General features: G+C 36.1%; 24 protein-coding genes and 1 pseudogene. 18 read left to right on the forward strand and 7 right to left on the reverse strand.

The annotated features are described in order from the left end of the window. Positions 1 to 2 precede the first annotated feature (2 nt). From cobA to NTHER_RS05745, 9 genes are all read left to right on the forward strand, one after another. The gene (cobA, locus tag NTHER_RS05705; protein ID WP_012447583.1) at positions 3 to 1,553 is read left to right on the forward strand and encodes a uroporphyrinogen-III C-methyltransferase; all 1,551 of its coding nucleotides are present in this window, start codon (positions 3 to 5) and stop codon (positions 1,551 to 1,553) included. Beyond that, positions 1,550 to 2,731 carry a putative heme d1 biosynthesis radical SAM protein NirJ1 gene (gene nirJ1, locus NTHER_RS05710; protein ID WP_012447584.1) on the forward strand — a complete coding sequence of 394 codons (1,182 nt, stop codon included), beginning with the start codon at positions 1,550 to 1,552 and terminating at the stop codon, positions 2,729 to 2,731. The genes cobA and nirJ1 overlap by 4 nt, the downstream gene beginning before the upstream one ends. 73 nt (positions 2,732 to 2,804) lie before the next feature. Next, positions 2,805 to 3,785 carry a porphobilinogen synthase gene (gene hemB, locus NTHER_RS05715; protein ID WP_012447585.1) on the forward strand — a complete coding sequence of 327 codons (981 nt, stop codon included), beginning with the start codon at positions 2,805 to 2,807 and terminating at the stop codon, positions 3,783 to 3,785. A 23-nt stretch (positions 3,786 to 3,808) separates the two neighbouring features. Next, positions 3,809 to 4,792, forward strand: coding sequence for a putative heme d1 biosynthesis radical SAM protein NirJ2 (gene nirJ2 / locus NTHER_RS05720; protein ID WP_012447586.1), 984 nt, complete (start codon positions 3,809 to 3,811; stop codon positions 4,790 to 4,792). Positions 4,793 to 4,865: 73 nt separating this feature from the next. Further along, the gene (ahbA, locus tag NTHER_RS05725; RefSeq protein WP_012447587.1) at positions 4,866 to 5,336 is read left to right on the forward strand and encodes a siroheme decarboxylase subunit alpha; all 471 of its coding nucleotides are present in this window, start codon (positions 4,866 to 4,868) and stop codon (positions 5,334 to 5,336) included. A 38-nt stretch (positions 5,337 to 5,374) separates the two neighbouring features. Next, entirely contained in the window at positions 5,375 to 5,905 is a 531-nt protein-coding gene (gene ahbB / locus NTHER_RS05730; protein ID WP_012447588.1) for a siroheme decarboxylase subunit beta, read from the forward strand. Positions 5,906 to 5,952: 47 nt separating this feature from the next. Continuing rightward, entirely contained in the window at positions 5,953 to 7,248 is a 1,296-nt protein-coding gene (hemL, locus tag NTHER_RS05735) for a glutamate-1-semialdehyde 2,1-aminomutase (RefSeq protein WP_414628118.1), read from the forward strand. A 291-nt stretch (positions 7,249 to 7,539) separates the two neighbouring features. Then, positions 7,540 to 8,952 (forward strand): phosphoglucomutase/phosphomannomutase family protein, encoded by a 1,413-nt coding sequence (locus NTHER_RS05740; protein WP_012447590.1) that lies wholly within the window; start codon positions 7,540 to 7,542, stop codon positions 8,950 to 8,952. A gap of 83 nt (positions 8,953 to 9,035) precedes the next feature. Continuing rightward, on the forward strand, positions 9,036 to 9,653 hold the full coding sequence (locus NTHER_RS05745; protein ID WP_012447591.1) for a hypothetical protein: 618 nt from the start codon (positions 9,036 to 9,038) through the stop codon (positions 9,651 to 9,653). Positions 9,654 to 9,857: 204 nt separating this feature from the next. Here the strand turns inward: NTHER_RS05745 and NTHER_RS16500 are convergent. The 3 genes and pseudogenes from NTHER_RS16500 to NTHER_RS05755 all read right to left on the reverse strand — a co-directional run. Next, a pseudogene (locus NTHER_RS16500) lies at positions 9,858 to 10,002 on the reverse strand (anaerobic nitric oxide reductase flavorubredoxin); the annotation flags it as partial. 50 nt (positions 10,003 to 10,052) lie between these two features. After that, positions 10,053 to 11,228, reverse strand: coding sequence for a cation:proton antiporter (locus tag NTHER_RS05750; protein ID WP_012447593.1), 1,176 nt, complete (start codon positions 11,226 to 11,228; stop codon positions 10,053 to 10,055). Positions 11,229 to 11,335: 107 nt separating this feature from the next. After that, positions 11,336 to 11,674, reverse strand: a complete 339-nt coding sequence (locus tag NTHER_RS05755; protein WP_012447594.1) for a P-II family nitrogen regulator — start codon at positions 11,672 to 11,674, stop codon at positions 11,336 to 11,338. A 191-nt stretch (positions 11,675 to 11,865) separates the two neighbouring features. Here NTHER_RS05755 and NTHER_RS05760 point away from each other — a divergent pair, with 191 nt between their 5' ends. Together NTHER_RS05760 and NTHER_RS05765 are read left to right on the forward strand one after the other, a co-directional pair. Continuing rightward, a complete protein-coding gene (locus NTHER_RS05760; RefSeq protein ID WP_012447595.1) occupies positions 11,866 to 12,525 on the forward strand; it encodes a TMEM165/GDT1 family protein in 660 nt (219 codons plus the stop codon). Positions 12,526 to 12,585: 60 nt separating this feature from the next. Continuing rightward, positions 12,586 to 13,017 (forward strand): Fur family transcriptional regulator, encoded by a 432-nt coding sequence (locus NTHER_RS05765; protein ID WP_012447596.1) that lies wholly within the window; start codon positions 12,586 to 12,588, stop codon positions 13,015 to 13,017. A gap of 33 nt (positions 13,018 to 13,050) precedes the next feature. Here NTHER_RS05765 and NTHER_RS05770 read toward each other — a convergent pair whose 3' ends face one another. The 3 genes from NTHER_RS05770 to NTHER_RS05780 form a co-directional block, all read right to left on the reverse strand. Continuing rightward, positions 13,051 to 13,848, reverse strand: coding sequence for an ABC transporter permease (locus tag NTHER_RS05770; RefSeq protein ID WP_012447597.1), 798 nt, complete (start codon positions 13,846 to 13,848; stop codon positions 13,051 to 13,053). Next, positions 13,833 to 14,492, reverse strand: a complete 660-nt coding sequence (locus NTHER_RS05775) for an ABC transporter ATP-binding protein (RefSeq protein ID WP_012447598.1) — start codon at positions 14,490 to 14,492, stop codon at positions 13,833 to 13,835. The genes NTHER_RS05770 and NTHER_RS05775 overlap by 16 nt, the downstream gene beginning before the upstream one ends. Positions 14,493 to 14,578: 86 nt before the next feature. Next, the gene (locus tag NTHER_RS05780) at positions 14,579 to 14,887 is read right to left on the reverse strand and encodes a PadR family transcriptional regulator (RefSeq protein WP_012447599.1); all 309 of its coding nucleotides are present in this window, start codon (positions 14,885 to 14,887) and stop codon (positions 14,579 to 14,581) included. Between the two features lie 220 nt (positions 14,888 to 15,107). Here NTHER_RS05780 and NTHER_RS05785 point away from each other — a divergent pair, with 220 nt between their 5' ends. The 5 genes from NTHER_RS05785 to NTHER_RS05805 all read left to right on the forward strand — a co-directional run bounded on the left by NTHER_RS05785 (position 15,108) and on the right by NTHER_RS05805 (position 19,931). After that, on the forward strand, positions 15,108 to 15,893 hold the full coding sequence (locus NTHER_RS05785) for a putative hydro-lyase (RefSeq protein WP_012447600.1): 786 nt from the start codon (positions 15,108 to 15,110) through the stop codon (positions 15,891 to 15,893). Positions 15,894 to 15,974: 81 nt separating this feature from the next. Further along, entirely contained in the window at positions 15,975 to 16,748 is a 774-nt protein-coding gene (locus tag NTHER_RS05790; protein WP_012447601.1) for a LamB/YcsF family protein, read from the forward strand. Between the two features lie 41 nt (positions 16,749 to 16,789). Beyond that, complete coding sequence (locus tag NTHER_RS05795) at positions 16,790 to 18,010, forward strand: Nramp family divalent metal transporter (RefSeq protein WP_012447602.1); 1,221 nt, start codon at positions 16,790 to 16,792, stop codon at positions 18,008 to 18,010. 75 nt (positions 18,011 to 18,085) lie between these two features. Next, positions 18,086 to 18,775: a 5-oxoprolinase subunit PxpB gene (gene pxpB / locus NTHER_RS05800; protein ID WP_012447603.1), complete on the forward strand. Its 690-nt coding sequence runs from the start codon at positions 18,086 to 18,088 to the stop codon at positions 18,773 to 18,775. A 124-nt stretch (positions 18,776 to 18,899) separates the two neighbouring features. Further along, positions 18,900 to 19,931 carry a 5-oxoprolinase subunit C family protein gene (locus NTHER_RS05805; protein ID WP_012447604.1) on the forward strand — a complete coding sequence of 344 codons (1,032 nt, stop codon included), beginning with the start codon at positions 18,900 to 18,902 and terminating at the stop codon, positions 19,929 to 19,931. A 74-nt stretch (positions 19,932 to 20,005) separates the two neighbouring features. Here the strand turns inward: NTHER_RS05805 and purF are convergent, their stop codons facing one another. Continuing rightward, a complete protein-coding gene (purF, locus tag NTHER_RS05810) occupies positions 20,006 to 21,379 on the reverse strand; it encodes an amidophosphoribosyltransferase (RefSeq protein ID WP_202943871.1) in 1,374 nt (457 codons plus the stop codon). A gap of 290 nt (positions 21,380 to 21,669) precedes the next feature. Here purF and NTHER_RS05815 point away from each other — a divergent pair, with 290 nt between their 5' ends. Together NTHER_RS05815 and NTHER_RS05820 are read left to right on the forward strand one after the other, a co-directional pair. Further along, a complete protein-coding gene (locus NTHER_RS05815; protein ID WP_012447606.1) occupies positions 21,670 to 23,007 on the forward strand; it encodes a 5'-deoxyadenosine deaminase in 1,338 nt (445 codons plus the stop codon). A 94-nt stretch (positions 23,008 to 23,101) separates the two neighbouring features. Further along, positions 23,102 to 23,530, forward strand: a complete 429-nt coding sequence (locus NTHER_RS05820; protein WP_012447607.1) for a hypothetical protein — start codon at positions 23,102 to 23,104, stop codon at positions 23,528 to 23,530. The last annotated feature ends 161 nt before the right edge of the window (positions 23,531 to 23,691 follow it).

The following is a 23,691-nucleotide window of genomic DNA, read 5'->3' on the forward strand; positions in this document are numbered from 1 at the left end:
ATGTGTCAGGGAGAGTATATTTAATAGGTGCGGGCCCAGGAGATGAAGGCCTAATTACTGTCAAAGGCCTAAACTGTGTCAAAGAAGCTAATGTAATTGTTTATGACCGGCTTATTCCCCAAGCTTTATTGCGATATGCACCTTCTACTGCCGAGTTTATATTTGTGGGCAAAAGCCCTGAAAAACATACTTTAACACAAGAAGAAATAAATGATTTATTAATTGAACAAGCTGAGCAAGGTAAAATTATTGCAAGATTAAAGGGCGGTGATCCCTTTGTATTTGGCAGGGGAGGTGAGGAGGTCATAGCTTTAAAAGAACATAATATACCTTTTGAAGTGGTACCTGGTATAACTTCAGCAGTAGCAGCTCCTATGTATGCAGGAATACCAGTTACTCACCGAGGACTAAGTTCAAGTTTTGCGGTCATAACCGGTCATGAGGATCCGGACAAAGCTGAAAGTTCTATCTCATGGCAAGACTTAGCCTTAGAAAGTGGAACTTTGTGTTTCTTGATGGGAGTGGGTAACCTCTCCAGAATAGTTGATAACTTGCTGGCCCATGGAAAAGATTCTGAAACCCCTATAGCTTTAGTTAGATGGGGGACTCGCCCCTATCAGAAAACCCTGACCGGTACCCTATCGAATATAGTAGAAAAAGCAAAGAGCGAAAACTTTAAATCACCGGCGGTAATCATAATTGGTGAAGTGGTAAATTTACGAGAACAACTGGCTTGGTTTGAAAAGAAGCCCTTTTTTAATAAAAATATTCTAGTTACTAGGGCGAGAAGTCAGGCTAGTGAACTTTCATATAAAATTTCCCAACTGGGTGGTCAACCTGTGGAGTTCCCCACAATTAAAATAGAAAAACCTGATACATACCAACCCCTGGATGAAGCTATTAAAAAATTGGCTGAATATAACTGGCTGGTTTTTACTAGTGTTAACGGGGTGAAACACTTTTTTAATAGATTAGAAAATTTAGATTATGATTGTAGACAACTCGCCGGCTTAAAAACTTGTGCTATTGGTTCTAAAACTAAAGAATCTTTAGAAGAGAAGGGTATAAAGGCTGATGTAGTGCCCCAAGAATATAGAGCTGAAGCATTGATCGACTTAATGAAAGAGCAAGTTAAATCAGGTGATCGTGTCCTAATTCCCCGTGCAAAAGAAGCTAGAGAAGTACTGCCGGAAGCTTTAAGGGAGCAGGGCTTAAAAGTGGATGTAATTACTGCTTATGAAACAGTAAAAGACACTAAAGACACAGAAAAAGTCCGGAAAATGTTAAAACAAAATGAGTTAGACGCCATCACATTCACTAGTTCTTCTACGGTAAAAAATTTTGTGGAAGTGTTAGAATTAAATGTAGGGTTAAATGAACCAGGCGCCGTACTAGCTAACACTCATATTGCATGTATCGGCCCTATCACTGCTAGTACTTGCCAACAGTATGGTATAGAAGTTAATTCAATTGCCAATGAATATACAATTCCAGGTCTGGTAGAATCCTTGATAGATAATCTGGATGAGAACGTGGAGGAGGAGTTTAAATGATTAGTGTAACTAAATTATTAATGCAGGACAGTGATCATTATGGAGATGGTCTTAGATATCACAAGGATTCAGGAAAAACAGTTCATGGAACTCGTAAAGGCCATGGACCAGTAGTAGTTTGGAATTGTACTAGAACGTGCAATTTAAATTGTATTCACTGTTATTCCGATTCCGATAGTAATTCTTATTCTGGAGAATTGTCTACTAAAGAAGCTAAGACTTTTATAGATGATTTACAAGCTTTCAATGTACCTGTATTGTTATTTTCAGGTGGAGAACCTTTGTTGAGAAATGATTTCTTTGAACTGGCAGAATATGCTGCCCAAAAAGGTATAAGATCGACTATTTCTACCAATGGAACTTTGATCGATAAACAGATGGCAAAGGATTTTAAAAAAATTGGGATCAGTTATGTAGGTATCAGCCTTGATGGAATTGGAGAGAATAATGACAATTTTAGAGGACAAAGTGGAGCTTTTCAAGATGCTCTGGCAGGAATACGAAACTGTCTTGAAGAAGGTCAAAAAGTGGGGCTAAGGTTTACTATAAACCGTCATAATTATAAAGAGTTACCTGATATTTTTAAATTAATAAAAGAAGAAAATATTCCGCGGGTATGCTTTTATCACCTGGTTTATTCTGGCCGGGGAAGTGAAATGAAAGATCAGGACATTTCACCTGAAGAAACAAGAGAAGTACTTGACTTGATCATGGAAAAAACTCTCGAGTTTGCCAGGATTAATGATCCCAAGGAGATCTTAATGGTAGCAAATCATGCCGATGGTATCTATATTTATCAAAAAATGCTTCAAGAAGATCCAGCTAAAGCCCAGGAAATATTGAAACTTTTAGGAAAAAATGGGGGAAATCGTAGTGGCATAGCTATTAGCAGTGTAGATAGTCAGGGATGGGTCCATCCAGATCAATTTACTCAAAATCATACTTTTGGTAATGTCAAGGAACGCCCCTTTGGTGAAATTTGGACTGATACTGATTCGAATGAAATATTACGGGGATTAAAAGATAGGAAACCTTTATTAAAAGGGCGCTGTAGTCAATGTCGTTGGCTTGACTATTGCAACGGTAATTTCAGGGCTAGGGCTGAGTCTGTTTATCACGATTTTTGGGCTTCTGATCCAGCTTGCTATTTGACTGATAAAGAGATCGGTTTAAAATAATTTTTTATACAACGTGATATAACAACTTTTGAAGGGAAAAGTTTTAATAAATAGCTACTAGGGGGTGGCAGTAATGAAATATCCTGAGTATCGAATGAGGCGATTAAGAGCGACTAAACAAATGAGACAGATGGTTCGAGAGCATAAATTGGATGTAAGTGATTTGATTTACCCTGTTTTTGTAAATAGTGCCATCCAGGAGCCCAAACCAGTGCCCTCAATGCCTGGTGTTTATCAATGGCCTGTAGATAAAATTGTACAACATCTAAAAGAAATTTATGAATTAGGCATACCAGCGATAATGTTATTTGGTATACCTAATTATAAAGACTCAACAGGTAGTTCGGGAAAAGATTCAGAAGAAGCTGTTCAAAGAGCTTGCCGTGAAATCAAAAGTAGTTTACCAGAACTGACTGTAATTACTGATGTTTGCCTGTGTGGCTATACTACCCATGGGCATTGTGGTTTAATAAAAGAGGGAACCGTTGATAATGATTCTACTATAGAAGAACTAGCTGAAATTGCTATTTCTCATGGACAAGCAGGGGCCGATATGGTGGCTCCTTCCAATATGATGGATGGTTTTGTAAAAGTGATTCGGGACAAACTAGATGAGGCAGGCTTTTCACAGTTACCTATCATGGCTTATTCAGCGAAATTTTCATCTAGCTTTTATGGACCTTTTAGAGACGCTGCTGAATCAGCTCCTTCAGAAGGTGATCGCAGATCCTATCAAATGGACCCTGCCAATGGTAAAGAAGCACTCAGAGAAGTTGAGCTTGATATTAACGAAGGTGCCGATATAGTTATGATTAAACCCGGTTTAAGTTATCTGGATGTGATAAAAGAAGTGAAACAAAAGTTCAACCATCCAATAGCAGCTTACAATGTCAGTGGTGAGTATTCCATGATAAAAGCAGCTGCTGACAAGGGCTGGCTAAATGAGCGGGAAGTAGTTCTGGAAAAGTTGATTAGTTTCAAGCGAGCTGGAGCTGATATGATCCTGACTTACTTTGCCGATGATGCAGCCCGCTGGCTTCAAGGAATTGAGTAATAGCTATAGGAGGCGATTAGCAGATGCTAGTGTCGTGGAATACAACCAAAAGTTGTCACTTAAATTGTAAGCACTGTTATCGTGATGCCGGGGAAGCTGATAGTCGCGAATTAACAACAGAAGAGGGTAAGAAATTACTAGATGAAATTAAAACAGCGGGTTTTAAGTTGATTATTTTTAGTGGTGGAGAACCGTTGGAACGCCAAGACATTTATAAATTAGTCAGTTATGCCAAGAAGATAGGTTTAAGGCCAGTCTTGGGAACTTCAGGTACCACAATTACCAGGAAAGTGGCTAGAAAATTAAAGGAAGCCGGAGCTGTTCGGCTGGGTATTAGTTTAGATAGTGTACATCCGGAAGTACATGATGATTTTAGACAAACCCCAGGCAGCTTTGATGATGCCCTTACTGGAATAAAAAATTGTCTTGCTGAAGGGCTGGATTTTCAAATCCATACTACTATAGTAGAACAAAATTATCATGAATTTGAAGAATTAACAGAATTTGCAGTTGAATTGGGAGCTAAAGCTCATCACATTTTTTTCTTAGTACCAACAGGTAGAGCCAAGGATATTGAGACAGAAGGTGTAAGACAAAAGAGATATGAACAATTGCTGCATAGGATAATTGATAAGCAATCAGAGGTGGATATTGAATTAAAACCAACCTGTGCACCTCAATTCATGAGAATAGCTCACATGAAAGGGATAGATATGAGGTTTACTAGAGGTTGTTTAGCAGGAACCTCATATTGTTGTATTACACCTAATGGCGATGTAAATCCATGCCCTTATCTTCCTCATAAAGTCGGAAATGTTCTCGAAACTCCTTTTGATGAAATTTGGAAAAACAGTGAGCTTCTGAATGAACTGCGGACAATGGACTTAGAAGGTAAGTGCGGAAACTGCAATTACTTAGAGTACTGTAGTGGATGCCGAGCTCGGGCATATTATTATAATGGTAATTATATGGCAGAAGACCCCTGGTGTTTATACAAGAATAACTAGCTAGAAATTGTCAGGAATAATTGTAAAAATAACTGTCAGGAATAACTTTATTAAATATCTTGGGAGGAATATTATGACCAAGAATCAAGAACAGCTAGATGAACTTGATAAAAAGATACTAAACACTATCCAAAGAGGTTTTCCTATAGAAAAACGCCCATATAAAAAACTAGCCCAAGAAGTAAATAGCAATGAAGAGGAAGTGTTTCAGCGCGTCCAGGATATGCGAGAAAGTGGATTTATCCGAAGACTTGGTGGTGTTTTTGATACAAAGAAATTAGGCTTTAAAACAACTCTGATCGCTTTGAAAGTTGACCAGGCCAATATAGATGAAGTAGCAGGAAGGATCAATGAATATCAAGGTGTAACCCACAATTACAAGCGTGAGCACGATTTCAACTTGTGGTTTACTTTGGCTGCCTCAGGAGAAGATGAATTAGACAGACAATTAAAGGAGATTTCCCAGTTGCCTGGTGTGAAAAGAATGTTAAAATTGCCTGCCCTTAAATTGTTTAAAATAGGGGTTAATTTCAAGATGGATTAAAATATTATTCCATTGCTAAACTAGTAGAGGTGAATGTTATGAAAAAGACTCCAAACCTGAGTGATAATGATCAAATCAATTCCCAAGATCAAAACCCTAACAAACTTACTAATTTACAAAAACAAATTGTCACACAGCTTCAGGGAGACTTACCCTCAAGCAAACAGCCCTATCGAGACATTGCTAATCAATTAGGGATTTCCGAAGAAAAATTACTAGCTGAAATCAAAAATATGAAGGAGCAAGGCTTACTAAGACGTATAGGGGGGATCATTAAACACAGACAAGCAGGGTTTAAAGCAAATGCCATGGTAGCTTGGGAAGTTCCCAATAATCAGGTGGAACAAGTCGGAAACCAAATGGCTCGATTTCAAGAAGCAAGCCATGTCTATTTAAGGCCGACTTATCCGGATTGGCCTTATAATTTGTTTACTATGATTCATGCTGAAACCAGAGATGAGTGTGAAAAAATTGCCCGGGAAATGTCTCGTATAACAGGAATTGAAAATTATGAACTGTTATACAGTACAAAGGAGTATAAGAAAACTAGCATGACTTATTTTAATTAATTGTCAAATTTGAATTGTCAAATCTGATAAGGAATAAGGAGGGATTGATTTTGCGTTATGCTAATTCGCAAAAGTATTTTAAAACAGCTTGTGATTTGATGCCCGGAGGAGTTAACAGTCCAGCCCGTGCTTTTAGCTCGGTAGAGAGTGACCCATTATTTATTAAAGATGGATCAGGTTCTAAGGTTTACGATGTTGATGATAATGAATACATTGACTATGTAGCGTCCTATGGGCCATTAATTTTAGGCCATTGTCATCCCCAAATAAGAGATGCTTTAAAAGAACAAATCGATTACGGTACTGGTTATGGATCACCTACAGAACTGGAAAATGAAATGGCAGAACTAGTGATTGAGGCAGTACCTTCTATAGAAATGGTTAGAATGGTGAATTCCGGGACAGAAGCTACTATGAGTGCATTGAGACTTGCTCGCGGATATACCGGAAAAAACAAAATAGTCAAACTGACTGGCTGTTATCACGGACATTCTGATAGTTTATTGATAAAAGCAGGATCGGGTGTGACAACTCTTGGATTGCCAGATAGTCCCGGGGTACCAGCCAGTATTGCCGAGAATACAATTACAGTACCTTACAATAACTTAGAAGTTATGGAACAAGTGTTTAATAAATATGGAGATGATATTGCAGGTGTGATATTGGAACCTGTTGCTGGTAATATGGGTGTGGTTCCGCCTAATGAAGGATATCTGGAAGGGTTGCGAGAACTTACTAGCAAATACGGTTCTTTACTAATTTTTGATGAAGTGATGACTGGTTTTAGAGTTTCTTATGGTGGTGCACAAGCTTATTACGGAGTTACACCAGATCTAACTTGTCTTGGTAAGGTTATTGGTGGCGGATTACCTGTTGGTGCTTATGGCGGCAAAGAGGAGATTATGGAGTACATAGCACCAGCTGGATCAATTTATCAAGCTGGAACTTTATCAGGTAATCCCATAGCTATGAGGGCAGGAATTGAAACCTTGAAAGTCTTAAGACAAGAGGGTAGCTACGACCAATTAGAATCAAAAAGTAAACATCTAGCAGAAGGATTGGCAAAAGTGGCAGATAAAAATGGAGTATCAGTGACTATTAACCGAGTAGGTACAATGGTAGGGATGTATTTCACAGAAGGACCAGTAACTGATTTTGAAAGTGCAACCAGTTCAGATAACGATAAGTTTGTAAAATATTTTGAGACTATGTTATCTGAAGGTGTGTATTTGGCACCTAGTCAATTTGAAGCTATGTTTATGTCTTTAGTACACACCCAGGAGGATATTGAAAAAACCATACAAATTGCCGATAAAGCTTTGTCGAAAGCAGCTCAGGTATAATTTGAAAAGTCGTCACGCACTCTCGTGACTTTAGTCATAAGAGGTACACAGTATAGTTATACACTGGAATTACTCTAAATAAGTAATATCAAACCGGCGAACTATAGAGTCGCCGGTTTATTTTTTTGCTAAAGTGTTAGACTAATAAAGTGGAAAGAATTTATGCGAAAATAAGTTTCAAATTGTAGTTTATGGTAAAATTTTGTTATACTGTATTGTAACTGAATATGAATTAAATAACCATTTCGACAAAGAGGGATACATTGACCTGATATGAAAGGAGTGAGGTTTATGGGTATAAAATTTGGAACAGATGGATGGCGAGCTGTAATGGCCGAGGACTTTACTTTTTCTAATGTAGAAATAGTAACTCAAGGTATTGCCGATTATGTTAAAAATTTAAAGGGAGATGATCATCAAATCTTTATTGGATACGATAATAGATTCTTATCTCCTGAATTTGCCCAGCGCGCTGCAGAGGTTTTGGCAGGGAACGGAATTAAAGTCTTAATAAGCAATAAAGCAGTACCAACTCCGACCACAGCTTTCAGTGTGGTCAAAAGGGAAACTATAGGTGCTTTAATGTTTACAGCTAGCCATAACCCTCCTGAATACAATGGTTTAAAATTTATACCTGATTATGCTGGCCCAGCTTTACCCGAAATAACAGCAGAAATTGAGAAAAAAGTGAAGCAAGTTCAGGATCAGGGTAATATTAAACGAATGCCTTATAGAAAAGGGAAACAAGAAGAAATGATCAGATTAGCTAATGATCGAGATGCATATTTAGAACAACTGAAGAGTTTAGTTGATCAAGAAGCGATTAAAAATGCTGGTTTAAAAATACTTGTTGATCCCATGTACGGAGCGGGGGCAGGCTACTTAGATAAATTATTATCGGAACTCGGGTGTGAGGTAGAAGCGATTTGTAATTACAGAGACCCTTTATTTGGTGGAAAGATGCCGGAACCGGCTCCCTCGGTTCTCAAGGAACTTTCATCTATGGTTAAGGACAATAACTATCATTTAGGTTTAGCATTGGACGGTGATGCCGATAGATTTGGTATAATCGATTATCGAGGAGAGTTTATCAATGCTAATCAAGTGCTTTCCATGTTATATCACCACCTTTTAAATAAAGGAATTCAGGGTCCAGTAACCAAAACTGTTTCAACAACACATATGTTAAATAGAATTGCAAATGAGCACAACCAAGAAGTTTTTGAAACACCTGTTGGCTTCAAATTTATTGGTAAAAATTTAAGAGATGAAGATTGTGTCCTTGGTGGAGAAGAAAGTGGAGGATTAAGCATAAGAGGACATATTCCTGAAAAGGATGGAATATTGGCATGTTTATTAATAGTAGAAATTATTGCTAAAAAAGGCGATTTGAAGGGATATTTAGATCAAATCTACGAAGAATATGGTACTTTAGTAAATGAAAGATTGGATATTCATGTTTCTGAAGATGATAAAAGCCGAGTATTAGAAATTTTAGAAACATGGCGTCCCAAAAAATTAGCTAACCATAGGGTTATTGATTTTAATACTGTGGACGGTTTGAAAATTGAGTGTGAAGATGATAGTTGGATATTGATTAGGCCATCGGGTACTGAACCTTTATTTAGGATTTATGGAGAAACTAATTCATGGAGAGAATTAGAAGTTTTACAAAAAGAGATTAGAAACAGACTGGAGATATAGGATTTGTGGTTCTATTTACAGAAGTTTTTCTAACCTAAAGGAGTGATATTATTAATAAGTCACTTAACCGTAAGAATATTCTTATGGTGATAACAGTGTTGGTTATGCCCATTGTCATTGGAATCTTGACAGCCTGTGCCGAAATTGAGGAAGCTTCTAAACAGGAAGTTCGTTCAGGGGAACAAGAAGAAATAGATGTTTTTGCCAGACAAGTTAGAACAACCTTAACTAGATTAGAAGAAGTGATGTTTCATTGTGGTGATGAAGAGGAAGTAGATAAAAATGCTAAACGTCAATTAGAAAATATTCATGAAGATTTTGATGAATTAAATGACCATTATAACAGTTTATGTGAACATGAGTTAGAACTAACCTATTTCCAGGCCTACCAAGAATCATTTTTTAAAGAACAATTAGAAAATCCAAAACTGGATAAACAAGCAGAAGAACAAATAATTATCATTATGAGTGACTTACGAGACGTTTTATCCCAAATATATCCTATCAAAACTGATGCTTCGATTTTCTATAGCTTAGAGGACTGGGAATTGGAAAATATGAAGATACCTAACAAGGCAAAGTTTTGTAGTATTGCCAAAGAAAGATTGGGTGGCGAATTACCTAACAAGATAATTCAAGGCGAGAGGCGAGTTGATGAAGCAGAACTAGAATTTGATATAGGTGATTTTTCTCCTGCATGAGCACCATAAAAAACCCCCGCGTTGCGGGGGCATTTTTATGCTCTAAATATTATTTATTAGGCTCACATCTCGTGTGATGTTGTGAGGTGTTTTATCTTATTTCGTCTCCTGTAATTGTTTTGCAAATTGCTTTCCAAAGTCTTCGGCTCTTTCTAAAGCGCCCTGATGAGGATCCCATTCCGCTCGGTATCAATCAGGACATTTTTTTTCGTCTCTGACAAGATAAGAGTTGTAACTAGTTCCCCGATGAGTAGAGTATTCCTGACCGTAATTCCTGACCGTGAAAGGTATTTAAATCCCAATCAATTTTCCCTACCCAGGTTATTGATTCAGTAATTTTTCTGTTCATTTATAAAGTCCTCCTTACCTTAAATAACAATAAAATAAAACAGAACAAACTTACTCCTCTATGCAATCACAATTTTTTAAAGCTAGTTTAACCAATACGGGACCAACTAGTTCAAAAAAGATGACTGTTGACAAAATAAGAGTTATTATTAATCCATCTTCGATCGGGAGTTTATTTTCAGCTAAAATGGCTAGACCGATTGCTACGCCCGCCTGAGGTGTCAGGGCTAAACCAATATTTTGACGAGATTTGCGAGGCAAATCTTTACTAAACATAGCTCCTAATCGTGCACCACCAATTTTTCCCGCAAGTCGTGCTAGGATATAACCAATTGCTAGTACTCCTATTTCAGAAATGATACCTAGGTTTAATTTAATACCAGCTAGGGTTAAAAAGGCAACCAAGATGGGAAATTCAATTCTATTTAGAACCCGAAATACAGCTTTAGAATTTTTGGAATAATTGGCTATAATAGCTCCCATTATCATTGCTATTAACAAAGAAGGGAGTCCTAAACTTTCAGCAGCTCCAACGGCAAATAATAACATACCCAAATTTATTACTAGAAGCTTGTCATCATTATAAGAAAACCGATTTAACATTAGCAGTACAAACCCTAAAAATAAAGCCAAAGCTAGAGCTATGACTAACTCTTCAAAAACAGCCCAGATAATGCCATTTTCAGGTTCTATGGATTGATAAAATAAAATCCTTAGTAATGAGGTGATTATCCCAAATCCAACTATACAGAACAAATTATCCAGGGCTATTAAAGACTTTAGCAATCGAGGAAAGTCACCTCGGGCTCGATATTCTTTCAATATAGAAATTATGGCTGCTGGAGCGGTAGCCAGGGAAAGGATACCTAATACTAGAGATAGGGGCCAATCATTAGATATTAAATAACAGACTCCAGTTACTGTTATGAAAGTTAAAGCGGTTTCTGAGAAGAAAATGGGAGGGAGTTGTTGTTTAACTAACTTCAGTTTACTTGATGTCAACTCTCCGCCAATAGATATGGCTATAATACCCAAAGCTAATTCATTAATGGGTTCAAGATTCGTTAGTGTTTCATCAGGTATCAGATTTAGTAGTGATGGTCCCACTATTAATCCGGCTATAAGATAGCCGGTAACTGATGGCAATTTTATATAATTTGCTAGCTTTCCTCCAAGTAATCCAATTAACAAAATAGCTCCTGCTGCTAAGGTGGTCGATTCCAACATTAGTTAAATCCCCTCAATTTTACATGTGTATTAATTTAAATTTTTTGTAAATATTCCAATTTTAATTATAACACTTTTGTCAAATTATCACAGATATTATTAAGAATTTAATCTTGTTTAGGAAAGCCTTTTACGTAATCTATGGGCAAGACAAAGGCTAAACCAGAATTCTCTTCTTCTAAATCACCTACTTCTTCTTCGATAGTTTTAATAGCTCTGTCTACTAGTCCTTCATCTTTAATCACTGAAAAAATTGTATAGTTTAAATCACTTTGTGGATCTCCAATTTCAGCAAATCTTGAAAAGAAAGGAAAATGATCGGCAATCAAATGTCCCATACCATGACTGTCAATCACTGTAGCGCCTTTAATACCTCGTTCATAAAACTTATCTAAGATAGGGGTTAATTTTGTTCTGTCACTGATGGTCACGACTAATAGTTTCATTTTTGATCCTCCTGCCAAAAGATTTAGTTATGTTTTCTCTATCATAACAAATGTGATAAAATAAAAACAAGAAATAACTGCATTTGAAACAGAACTGATTAATTTAAGAGATACTTATTAAAATTGCGAGACCTTTTTATTTTAACTTTGAGGTCTCGCATTTTAGTGTTTTCATAGGAAGGATGATATTAATGTCTATTTTTATTGGCGCTTTTTTCATGATATTTTTTGCCGAAATGGGTGACAAATCTCAGTTAATGGCATTTAGTTTGACAAGCTGTTATAAAGTGAAAACTATTTTAATGGGTATTGTTATTAGTACCATCATAAACAATGGGGCAGCCGTATTTTTTGGTGCCTATATTAGTAATATTATAAACCTAGAACTTATAACTATCATTTCTGCTATGGCTTTTCTAGGATTCGGTTTATGGACTTTGTGGGAAAAAGAAGAAGGTATTGATACTTTAGAACACTCACAAAAATGTGGATTTGGCTCTTTAGTTTCCGTAGCAACATTATTTACACTGGCAGAGCTAGGTGACAAAACACAATTGGCTACAGCAGTTTATGCTGCCAACCATGGGTCGCCTTTGTTAATTTTTGGTGGGGTTATGCTAGGTATGTTAACTGCCGATGCCATAGGAATTTTTCTAGGGTATAAATTAAAAGATAAGTTTTCCTATAGAAAAATGAAGCTTTTTTCTAGCTTCATTTTCTTTGGTTTGGGTTTCATATCTTTAATTTCTTCCTCATTACTATTGTGGGTAAAACTATTGATAATAGCTTTAGTGCTAATTGTGATATTATGGAAATATCGGACTGGGACTAGCACTAGCACCTCCCATTAAGTTATTGACATATGTTAATAAATAAACTAGAATTGACATTAGGAAAGGCAGGGATCTTTAATGGATTACGAGTTAGATTTAGCAGAAATAGAAAAAAAGTTTTATAATTATAAATTCACACCTCAAAGAAAAACTATTCTCAAGGTTTTATTTGAAAATAAAGGACATCACTTAAGTGCAGAAGAAATTTTACAGCTATCCAAAGAAAAAAATTCAGACATTGGATTTGCTACAGTTTATAGAACTTTGGATTTATTTGAGGAACTTGAAATTGTACATAAGTTACATTTTGGTGATGGATGTAGTAGATACGAATTAACTCGTACCGGATCTAGCCATCACCATCATTTGATTTGCCTAAATTGTAATCAAATTTTTGAAGTTAAAGATGACTTACTAAAAAAATTAGAAAATAATATTGAGACTCAGCATAATTTTAAAATTTCAGACCATAGATTACACTTTTATGGTTATTGTAAAAATTGTAAATAAATTAAATAACACTTATCAGGGTGAATTAACCAATTAATAATCACCAGTGTCGTTTATTAATTGATTTTTTTCGTTGAAAAAGGTTTTGTAACCCAGTTGGACAAAGGTAATTACTGTTAGAGAAACTCCTCCTAGTATACCTAACATAATTGCAATTTGATATGAAATTGCTGTCAAAGGTGAAATTCCGGATAAAATTTGACCGGTCATCATACCTGGTAAAAAGATAATTCCCATACCCATCATATTATTAATAGTCGGTATAATTGCAGATTCAAAAGAATTATTAATGATTCTTTTTGCTGCAACATTTGGTCTTGCACCTAGCATTAGATACCCTTCGACAGTTTCTTTTTCTGTTTCCATTCCGTCAGACATACGTTCTACGCCAAGGGTAATACCAGTCATAGAATTACCAATTAACATGCCAGCAATAGTAACAAAGTATCTTGGATCATACCAAGGGGTGACATTGATAACTATAAAGATAAAATAGAATAAGGTGATTAAAGTGCCAAAAACCATTGAAAAAGCTATAATTTTCTTAAAGTATAAGCTCAATTTTTTCTTAGCTCTGCTAAAGATGTTTATAACAGCAAAGGTTTCCATAACTAAAATCACAAATAGTGTCAGTAACGGATGTTGATTATCAAAAATAAAAATTAATACATAGCCCATAAGCATTAATTGGATTGTCATTCTGATAGTAGATAAGATGATTTCTTTTTCTCTAGGGATTTGCTTGACTTTGACAATTAATAACAGAATTATTACAAAAATATAAGCTGATAACATCTGATAAAAACCTAATTCAACTACTCCAGCCTCCATTCTTGATTACCCCCCTTTTTAATGACAGCTTTGCCATTATCTATGTTTATCAAAACATCGGATTGTTTCTGACCAATTTTTTTAGAATGAGTCACCATGATAACTGTTTTATTTTTATTAACTGCGTAATCAATGAATTTTGAAATAATTAAGTCCTCGAGGTCCTCGTCCAAAGCCGAAGATGGTTCATCTAGTAAAAAGACAGATGGATCCATTAACATCACTCTAGCCAATGATAACCTTTGTTTTTCTCCACTCGAAAGATTATCTGCATTTTGGTTTAAGTTCTTATCTAATTTCATAAATTCAAGGACATTTTTCAGTTCTTCATCGTCTTTGGGAGACTGATCTGACATAGTCGCTCCTAAATTGAGATTTTCTCTAATGCTTTCCGAAGTTATTACAGGGGTTTGAGGTACCATAACGACATTTCTTCTTAATGTGATGGGATCCCATTTTTCAATAAGATGATTTTGAAACCAAATTTCTCCGCCATCGTGACTAATCAATTGATTTAATAGTTTTAATAATGTTGTTTTTCCACTCCCACTTTCACCTATAATACAGCTAACTTTCTTTTCGGGGAGTGTAAGTTCATTAATACTTAAAATATCTTTATAATGTACTTTTTTTAAGACAAACATATAACCTCTCCCTTTTTTTAATATTGGCTGTTGAATGTTGATAACTGTAGAAGTTTAATTTCACTTCATGAATTTGATAGAGAGTGTCAATCGATAATTTCATTAAATAATTCTTTTGCTTTTTGTTTGCCTTCTTCTAAAATTTCCTCACCTAATTGAGTAATTTTATAGTATTTTCTCACTTTCCCGGATACTAGCGACTCTTCTTTGATTATTAAGCCATCTTTTTCCATATTGTGGAGGATAGGATATAAAGTACCAGGGCTAATGTCATAGCCATGATATTTTAATTCTTCTATCATCCATGCTCCGAAAAATGGCTCTTTCTTAGCGTGATGCAAAATATGCAACTGCATAAAACCTAAAAATAATTTTCTATGTACCTTACATGACATGGTTGGTTCCCTCCATATATCGAATTTCGATATCGAATTAAATAATAACAAAACACACATCTAATCGCAATAGCTAAATTATATATAACATAACAAAAAAGGAAATTAGGTAGTCAATGTCGAATAAATATTTCAAGGATTTATGAGTTTAATTAATTAATTTATTGAAATTAGCGTTAAATCACAAATTTAGGAATATTTAAAATATTGGGGTGAAGATATGACCTGGAAACAAAATGAAACAGAGATTAGACAGAGGATTAAAGAAGGGCAATATGATGGTCCCACAACGGGGTTGATGAATGGGTTTACCCAGGCCAATTTGGTCATTCTACCCCAAAATTTGGCATACGACTTTTTACTTTTTTGCCAAAGAAATCCAAAACCATGCCCTCTCCTGGAAGTTATTGACACAGGGAAGTATGAACCAAAGGAAACTGCACCTGGAAAGGACTTACGTACTGACCTTCCTAGATACTATATTTACAGGGATGGTGTCAAAAGTGCAGAAGTTACAGATATAAATAAGTACTGGACTCAGGACTTGGTGTCTTTTCTGCTTGGTTGCAGTTTTACTTTTGAATCCTTTTTTTTACAACGAGGAGTACCGGTACGCCATATTGAAGAGGGCGTAAATGTCCCCATGTATAGAACGAATATAAAATGCAAAGATGCCGGTGTATTTCATGGTAATATGGTTGTCAGCATGCGTCCTATTCCTGAAAATAAGTTAACAGAAGCTATTCAAATTACTTCTAGGTTTCCAGCAGTTCATGGCGCTCCGATACACATAGGGTCTCCAGAAAAGATTGGAATTAAAGATTTGGATTCTCCTGATTTTGGAAACAGGGTGAATGTTGAAAGTGGAGAAATACCAGTGTTCTGGGCATGTGGTGTTACACCTCAAGCAGTAATTATGAATTACCGCCCGGAATTTGTAATCACCCATGCTCCTGGACATATGTTTATAACTGATAAAAAGGATATGGATTATTTCCAGTTATAATATAATTGATATTAAAAATTAGATTATTTTAATATCTAATAATAGACTTAGCTAAATTTGTTGCTTAAGGAGGTATGGATTATGAAGGTGATTGATTTAAATTGTGATATGGGAGAAAGTTTTGGTCATTACAAAATTGGATGTGATGAAGAGGTGATTAACTACATTAGCTCTGCAAATATAGCATGTGGCTTTCATGCAGGGGACCCACAAGTAATGGACTATACTGTTAAATTAGCTAGGGACAATAAGGTGGGGGTCGGAGCTCATCCTGGTTTTAATGACCTTCAGGGATTTGGAAGAAGGAAGATTCACATGACAGGTGAAGAGATAGTAAACGAATTGATCTATCAAATTGGAGCCATTAGGAGTTTTTGTGAAGCTAATGGTGTGGGGTTGAGTCATGTTAAACCTCATGGTGCTCTAAATAATATGGCAAGTGTAGATGAAAATTTAGCCCGGGCTGTTGCTAAGGCAATTAAACTGACTGATCCAAATTTGATTTATATTGCATTGGCTGGCTCTAAAATGGAGCAAATCGGAAGAGAAGAAGGGTTGAAAGTGGCTAAAGAAGCTTTTGCTGACCGACAGTATAATCCTGATGGTACCCTAGTATCGAGACAAGAAGCAGGTGCTGTATTACATGATAAAGAGACAATAATTGAAAGGGTTGTACAAATGGCTTCTGAGGGTGTTGTAACTGCCAAAGACGGCACAAAATTAAACATTAATCCTGATACTATTTGTGTTCACGGTGATAACCCTGAAGCTGTAGAATTAGCAGCAAGTATTAGACATATGTTACAAGAACATGGTATCACAGTTAAAAGTCTTGGGACCTGGTTTACAGGCTAGTTCGGTATATTACCGAGCTAAACAAGAAGGGAGGACACAATATGAATTTTGTTAAACGATTAAAAAATATTGGCCCTGGTGCTTTAGTAGCAGCAGCTTTTATTGGACCCGGAACAGTAACTACGGCTACTGTAACAGGAGCAGAATATGGGTACACATTATTATGGGCATTGGTATTTTCTATATTTGCAACTATAGTTTTACAGGAAATGTCGATGAGAGTTGGAATTGTATCAAAAATGGAATTAGGAGAAGCACTTCGAAATGAATTTGAAAACCCTATAATTAAATGGTTCAGTATTATTCTTGTAGTTGTGGCCATAGGGGTTGGGGCAGCTGCCTTTGAAACCGGAAATATTTTGGGTGGAGCCCTTGGAGTGGAAACTTTAACAGGTATACATGTTAACATAGTAGGACCTGTAATAGGTATAATAGCTGCATTTATACTTTGGTCAGGCAGTTATAAAATAGTTGAGAAATTTTTAATTGGTCTTGTAATTGTTATGAGTATGGCTTTTATAATCACAGCTTTAGTGGTGAGCCCAAATATGGGTGAAGTACTTTCTGGTATGTTTGTACCCGAAATACCTGAAGGAGGATTGGCTTTTGCCATTGGTTTGATTGGAACTACAGTTGTTCCTTATAATTTATTTCTTCATGCTTCTGCTGTCCAAGAACGTTGGACTGATCCCAAAGATTTACCCCAAGCCAGGTTTGACACTTTCTTTTCCATTATCTTAGGTGGAATAATAACCCTGGCAATTATTGTGACAGCTTCAGCTACATTTTATGGGACGGGTGTAGTTCCGGAAGATGGGGCAGCCATGGCAGAACAGTTATCACCGTTGTTAGGCGCTTGGGCCAAATGGTTTTTTGCCATAGGATTATTTGGTGCCGGACTATCATCGGCTGTAACAGCACCACTTGCGGGTGCTTATGCTACTGCTGGTGCCCTGGGTTGGAGAAGGGATTTGAAAGGTAGAAACTTTAGAATTGTACTAATGATTATACTTGCAATAGGTGTGGTAGGTTCTGGGATGGGTTACGATCCTGTTACCGTCATCTTAATTGCACAGATTGCAAATGGAATCATGTTACCTATTGCTGCCTTTTTCTTAATCTGGATTAGTAATAACAAGAAACGTCTAGGAGCATGGACAAATGGCCCTATTCATAATGTTTTAGGTATAATTGTATTAATAGTTGCTGTTATCCTTGGTTTAAAATCCTTATACGATGCTCTTACAGGGGTACTTCTGTAAGCTACTATTATTATAACTTGAGAATTCAAAGGGCCCCTGACAAGTTTAGGGGCCTTATTAATGTGGAGGGATAGCATGTCAAAATTACAGATATTACCTGCCGGGGATAAAGCTGTTGTTATGGAGTTCGAAAATGAGATTTCACCAGAAGTCAATGCTAAAATAAGAGCAACGGATCATTTGTTGAGAGAGGAGTTTCAATTAAAAGGCATTACAGAAATAATACCAACTTATAGATCATTACTAATATACTACGATGAAAAATACTGGGATTTTGAAACCCTGTCAAAAAAATTAGTTGAAATACCTCATTATCTGGAAGAAAAGGAGATTCCTGAGCCAAAAACTCTAAATATACCTGTTGTTTATGGTGGTGAATACGGGCCAGATTTAGAATATGTAGCGGAGTACAACAATCTAACTTCAGATCAGGTGATAGAAATACATCATACAACAACTTATTTAATTTATATGCTAGGTTTTGTTCCTGGGTTCACCTATTTAGGTGGAATGTCGGAGAAAATAGCTACACCCCGATTAAAAGACCCCAGGGCTAAAATTCCTGAAGGTTCAGTAGGCATTGCTGGTAGTCAGACTGGTGTATATCCCTTAGAAAGTCCAGGAGGATGGCAACTAATAGGACGCACACCATTAAAGTTTTATGATCCTAACAAAGAAGATCCTTTCCTGCCGAAACCAGGATATCACTTAAAGTTTTATCCTATTACTGAAGATGAATATCGAGAATTTAAAAATAAGTATTAGCCGGATTCAACTAATCTCGGATAGCTTTATAAAATATTTTTTATAAGTGCTGTATTAAAGTTGAAAATTTTACAGTATCAGCAACTAAATAAACAGTGCCTTTAAAAGGTGATGGGGGGTTCTAATGAGTACAATTAAAATAACAGACCCGGGGCCATTTACCACAATACAGGATTTAGGTAGATTTGGGTTTCAAAGGTATGGCATGGCCCCATCGGGAGCCATGGATGAAGTTTCCTTTCAATTAGGAAATTATCTTCTAGGAAATGAGCCCAATGCCGCAGCAATAGAATTCACTTTAAAAGGTCCCGAATTAGAAATAAAAAAAGAGACATTGGTGGCTGTTACCGGGGGGCGTTGCCAAGTAAAAGTGAATGGTGAACTAAGTCCCATGTATGCTCCATTACATCTGTGTCCAGGGGATCAAATCAGTTTTTCTGGGATCCAAGAGGGTTTAAGAGGATACCTGTGTGTTTTAGGTGGAGTTGATGTGCCTTTAGTCATGCAAAGTCGTTCCACTTACCTCAAAGGCCAAATTGGAGGGATAGAAGGAAGGCAGGTAAAAAAAGGGGACACCTTAGATGCCTGTTCCTATTCTTCACTGGACTTTTCACATATAGATCAAAGGTCTCCCTTGCCAACTAAGTATTGGCCTACATTCATATCACCTTATGAAATAGATGTTATTTTGGGTCCACAAGTTGATTATTTTTCTGAACAAGGAGTCAATACCTTTCTTTCACAAGAATATCAGATAAGCGATGCTGCAGATAGAATGGGTTATCGCTTGAATGGTCCGGAAATTGAACATCAGGGAGCAGCAGATATAATTTCAGATGGTATTCCCTTAGGAGGGATCCAAGTCCCCGGGCACGGACAGCCAATTATCATGATGAAAGATCGGCAAACAACAGGAGGTTATCCCAAAATTGCTACGGTAGCTTCTTATGAGATATATAAGCTAGGACAGGCTAAACCTGGAGACCGAATTAAATTTAATAAAATTTCGTTGGAAGAAGCAAGACAAAAGAAACATAAACATGATCTTTGGTTTGATAATTTGGTAGATTTAATTAAACAGCCTGTAAAAAATAAGCAGATCATAAATCTTCATTTTAAAAGTTCATCTTACAAGGTGACAATTCAGGAGTTATAAAAAAACCAGGCGCCTAAGTTCTGTGGCTACCGGCGCCTGGTTTTTGTTCTTTCCACTAATATAATTTGAAATGTTTACAAGCTCGGGTTTTCACCGTTAAAACAAGCTAAACAGAAACCTTCATTATTTTGAATCTTACTGACATTGTTAACCGCTCGAAGCATACCTTCAACACTCAAATATTGAAGACTATCAGCTTGAATATGATCTTTTATATTAGAAACGGATTGATTACTGGCAATCAGTTCACTACTGGTGGAAGTATCTATACCGAAACAACAAGGATATTTAACTGGAGGAGAACTGACCAAGACATGAATTTGACTTGTGCCGGATTTTTTAAGTGTTTTTATTATGTTGGAAATGGTAGTACCACGGACAATAGAATCATCAACTAAAATTAAATTTTTATTTGCTACTGTTCTCTCAACAGGGTTTAATTTAATTTTTACGCTGATTTCTCGATTAGTTTGATTAGGTTTGATAAAAGTTCTTCCTACATAGCGATTTTTTATCAGAGCCATTTCGTAAGGTGCTGGCAATTCTTCGGAAACTCCTGATGCTGCTGAAAGACTTGAATCAGGAACACCAGAAACCAGATCTGCTTTAGCTGGGATTTCCTCTGGTAATTCCTTAGCTAATTCGCGCCCTAGCTCTTTTCGGACTAGGTGAACATTGCGATTATTTATGTTGCTATCAGGTCTTGCAAAATAAATATATTCAAACATGCACAGTGAAGGTTTTGTTTTCTCAAAAACCTGATAAGAATTTAAACCATTGTGATCAATACAGACCATTTCACCTGGTTCTATATCGCGGAGAAATTCTGCTCCAATAGTATCAAAGGCACAAGTTTCCGAAGCCACTACGTAGTTTCCCGCGACCTTTCCCAGAGATAGAGGTCTAAATCCCCAGGGATCACGTACTGCTAATATTTTGTCTGGGGTTAACATTAAAAAGTTATAAGCTCCTTGAATGGATTTTATAACTTCTTGAAAAGCTGCTAATAAATCATTTTCTTGAGATTTCGCCAAAAGATGTGCCAGGATTTCACTGTCACTATTGGTATGGAAAATAGTACCTTCTTTTTCTAGTCGATTTCTAAGTTCTTCGGAATTTATTAAATTGCCATTATGAGCCACAGATAGCTCACCTAATTTGCATTTTACAGTTAAGGGTTGAGCATTAACAACCGAACTGTCTCCCTCTGTTGTATAGCGAACATGACCTATGGCGCTGATGCCAGTTAGTTCAGATAAATTGTGCTCATCGAAAACCTCATTAACTAATCCCATATTTTTATTAGTTACTAACTTATTTGAATTGGAAACAGAAATTCCGGTACTTTCTTGACCACGATGTTGTAGAGCATATAACCCGTAATAAGTTAATTGGGCTACGTCTTGATCTGGGGCATATATTCCAAAAATTCCGCATTCCTCTTCCACTTCAATTCCTCCCTTCGTTAATATATATATAAATTGTTGATTAAAGGACTCATAAATTAGCATTTCCTGAGTTGTTTCAACACAATTAAAATAAACAATAATACAAAATAAGAAATAAAATTCGGAGATAATACGAAAATATACCAGGAAAACGATTTTTAGTTCGATTACAATCATCTTATCAGTTGACCCTATCTTTGTAAAGAGATATCATCATTTAGGACTGAGTTGAATAAAATAGTATTATTTGGTATGTTGATTACATATATAAAGCAAGGGAGCGTGTATTTATGACCACAACTTTAATACAAAATGGCTTGTTAGTTACGATGAATAAAGATAGAGAGATATATACAGGAGATATTCTAATAAAAGACAATAAAATATCAAAAATAAGCAGTGAAAGCATTTCAACCAATGTGGACCAAGTGATTGATGCTACAGACAAAGTTATTATTCCTGGTATGATACAACCCCATGTACATCTTACTCAAACACTTTTTAGAGGCCAAGCCGATGATTTAGAACTTCTTGATTGGTTAAAAAATAGAATATGGCCTTTAGAGGGGGCTCATACGGATCAATCTAATTATATTTCCGCATATCTGGGAATTGCAGAACTGATAAAAGGTGGAACAACTTCAATTATCGATATGGAAACAGTCCATCATACTGAAGCTGCCTTAAAAGCCATTTATGACACAGGTTATCGAGCTGTTACCGGTAAATGTATAATGGACGATGGTGGGGATATCCCTGAAACATTAAGAGAAACAACTAAAGAATCTATACAAGAAAGTGTTAGATTATTGGAAAAGTGGCACAATCAGGGTAATGGAAGAATTAAGTACGGATTCGCACCTAGATTTGCCATATCAAGTAGCCAAAAAGCCCTTTCCCAAGTGAGGGATTTAGCTCGGGAATACGGAGTATTAATTCATACTCATGCTTCTGAAAATCAATATGAAACCAGCTTAGTTGAAGAAAAAACAGGTTTACGAAATGTTAAATTATTTGAAAAACTAGGTTTAACTGGTGAAGATTTAATACTGGCTCATTGTATCTGGCTGAATGAAGAAGAAATGGAGATCTTAACAAGTACTGGTACTAAAATTGTACACTGTCCTAGTTCTAATTTAAAACTTGCTTCAGGAATTGCTAAAATACCTGATTTGTTAAAAATGGGGGCGAATGTCTCTTTAGCTTCAGATGGTGCACCTTGTAACAATAATATGGATATGTTTGTTGAAATGCGAAATGCCGCATTGATACATAAAGCATTTAACTTAGATCCAACAGTTATAAATGCAGAAAAAGTTTTTGAAATGGCTACTCTAGGTGGTGCCAAGGCCATGGGTATGGAGGAACAGTTAGGTAGTATTGAAGAAGGAAAATTAGCTGATTTGGCAATTGTAGATTTGAATGGGGTACATGTGGCTCCACGAACAGGTGAGGACGTGATTGCCAAGTTAGTATATTGTGCTAGGGCAACGGATGTAACTACTACGATTATTGACGGAAAAATTGTAATGGAGGAACAACAACTTACCACTATAGATGAAGAAGCGGTAAAAAAAGAGGCCAATAAACTTTTAGATAATCAAATCAAAAGAGCAGGCTTGGATTAGATTTATTAATGTAGTTTTAGATGAAGGAAGTTTGAAATAATATTTTTTAAAACCCAGGGCCAAAATAAAACTACACTTTTAATGGGGGTAAATTATGAGGGACTATATTCAAGTATCTGTTTACGCGGGAACTTTAGCGGCTTTAGGAGCTTTTGCTTTTTTGTTAATACTAAGCATAGTTATACCATTTTTGGGAATAGATATGTTTTTACCCGCTTTTGATGAAAATTTTTCAGATTTAATTCTGACCCTGATATGGAGTATCGTAGTGGGGATATTTTACGCTTTTATTTACTTATTGACCCTAATTTATACGGGGTGGGAAAACTCGTTAACTAAAGCTTTAGCAGTGATAATTATTATATGGTTAATCGCCTCTGGTCCAATCATGTTGATCTTGAATATCTTACCTCCTACTGGAGAGGAGCTACTTCCCATTATTGCATTCTTTTGGGCACATATATTATTTGCAATATTATTGAGATTTTGGGTTGAAAGGCTAAGAGATAGATTTCAGGTATAATAGCGAAACTTAAGTTCAGCTATTATCGTGTACTAAAAGTTAAACTATATTAGGAAAGGGGCTGTCCTTAAAAACTGTTAATTTTAAGGTTAAGCCCCTATCTTTTTTAATGAAGACTGTAAAGTTCTATGCAATAATTTTGAATTTTAAGAAAACAGAAG

Origin of the sequence: Natranaerobius thermophilus JW/NM-WN-LF (genome assembly GCF_000020005.1) — a bacterium.
Lineage (GTDB): Bacteria > Bacillota > Natranaerobiia > Natranaerobiales > Natranaerobiaceae > Natranaerobius > Natranaerobius thermophilus.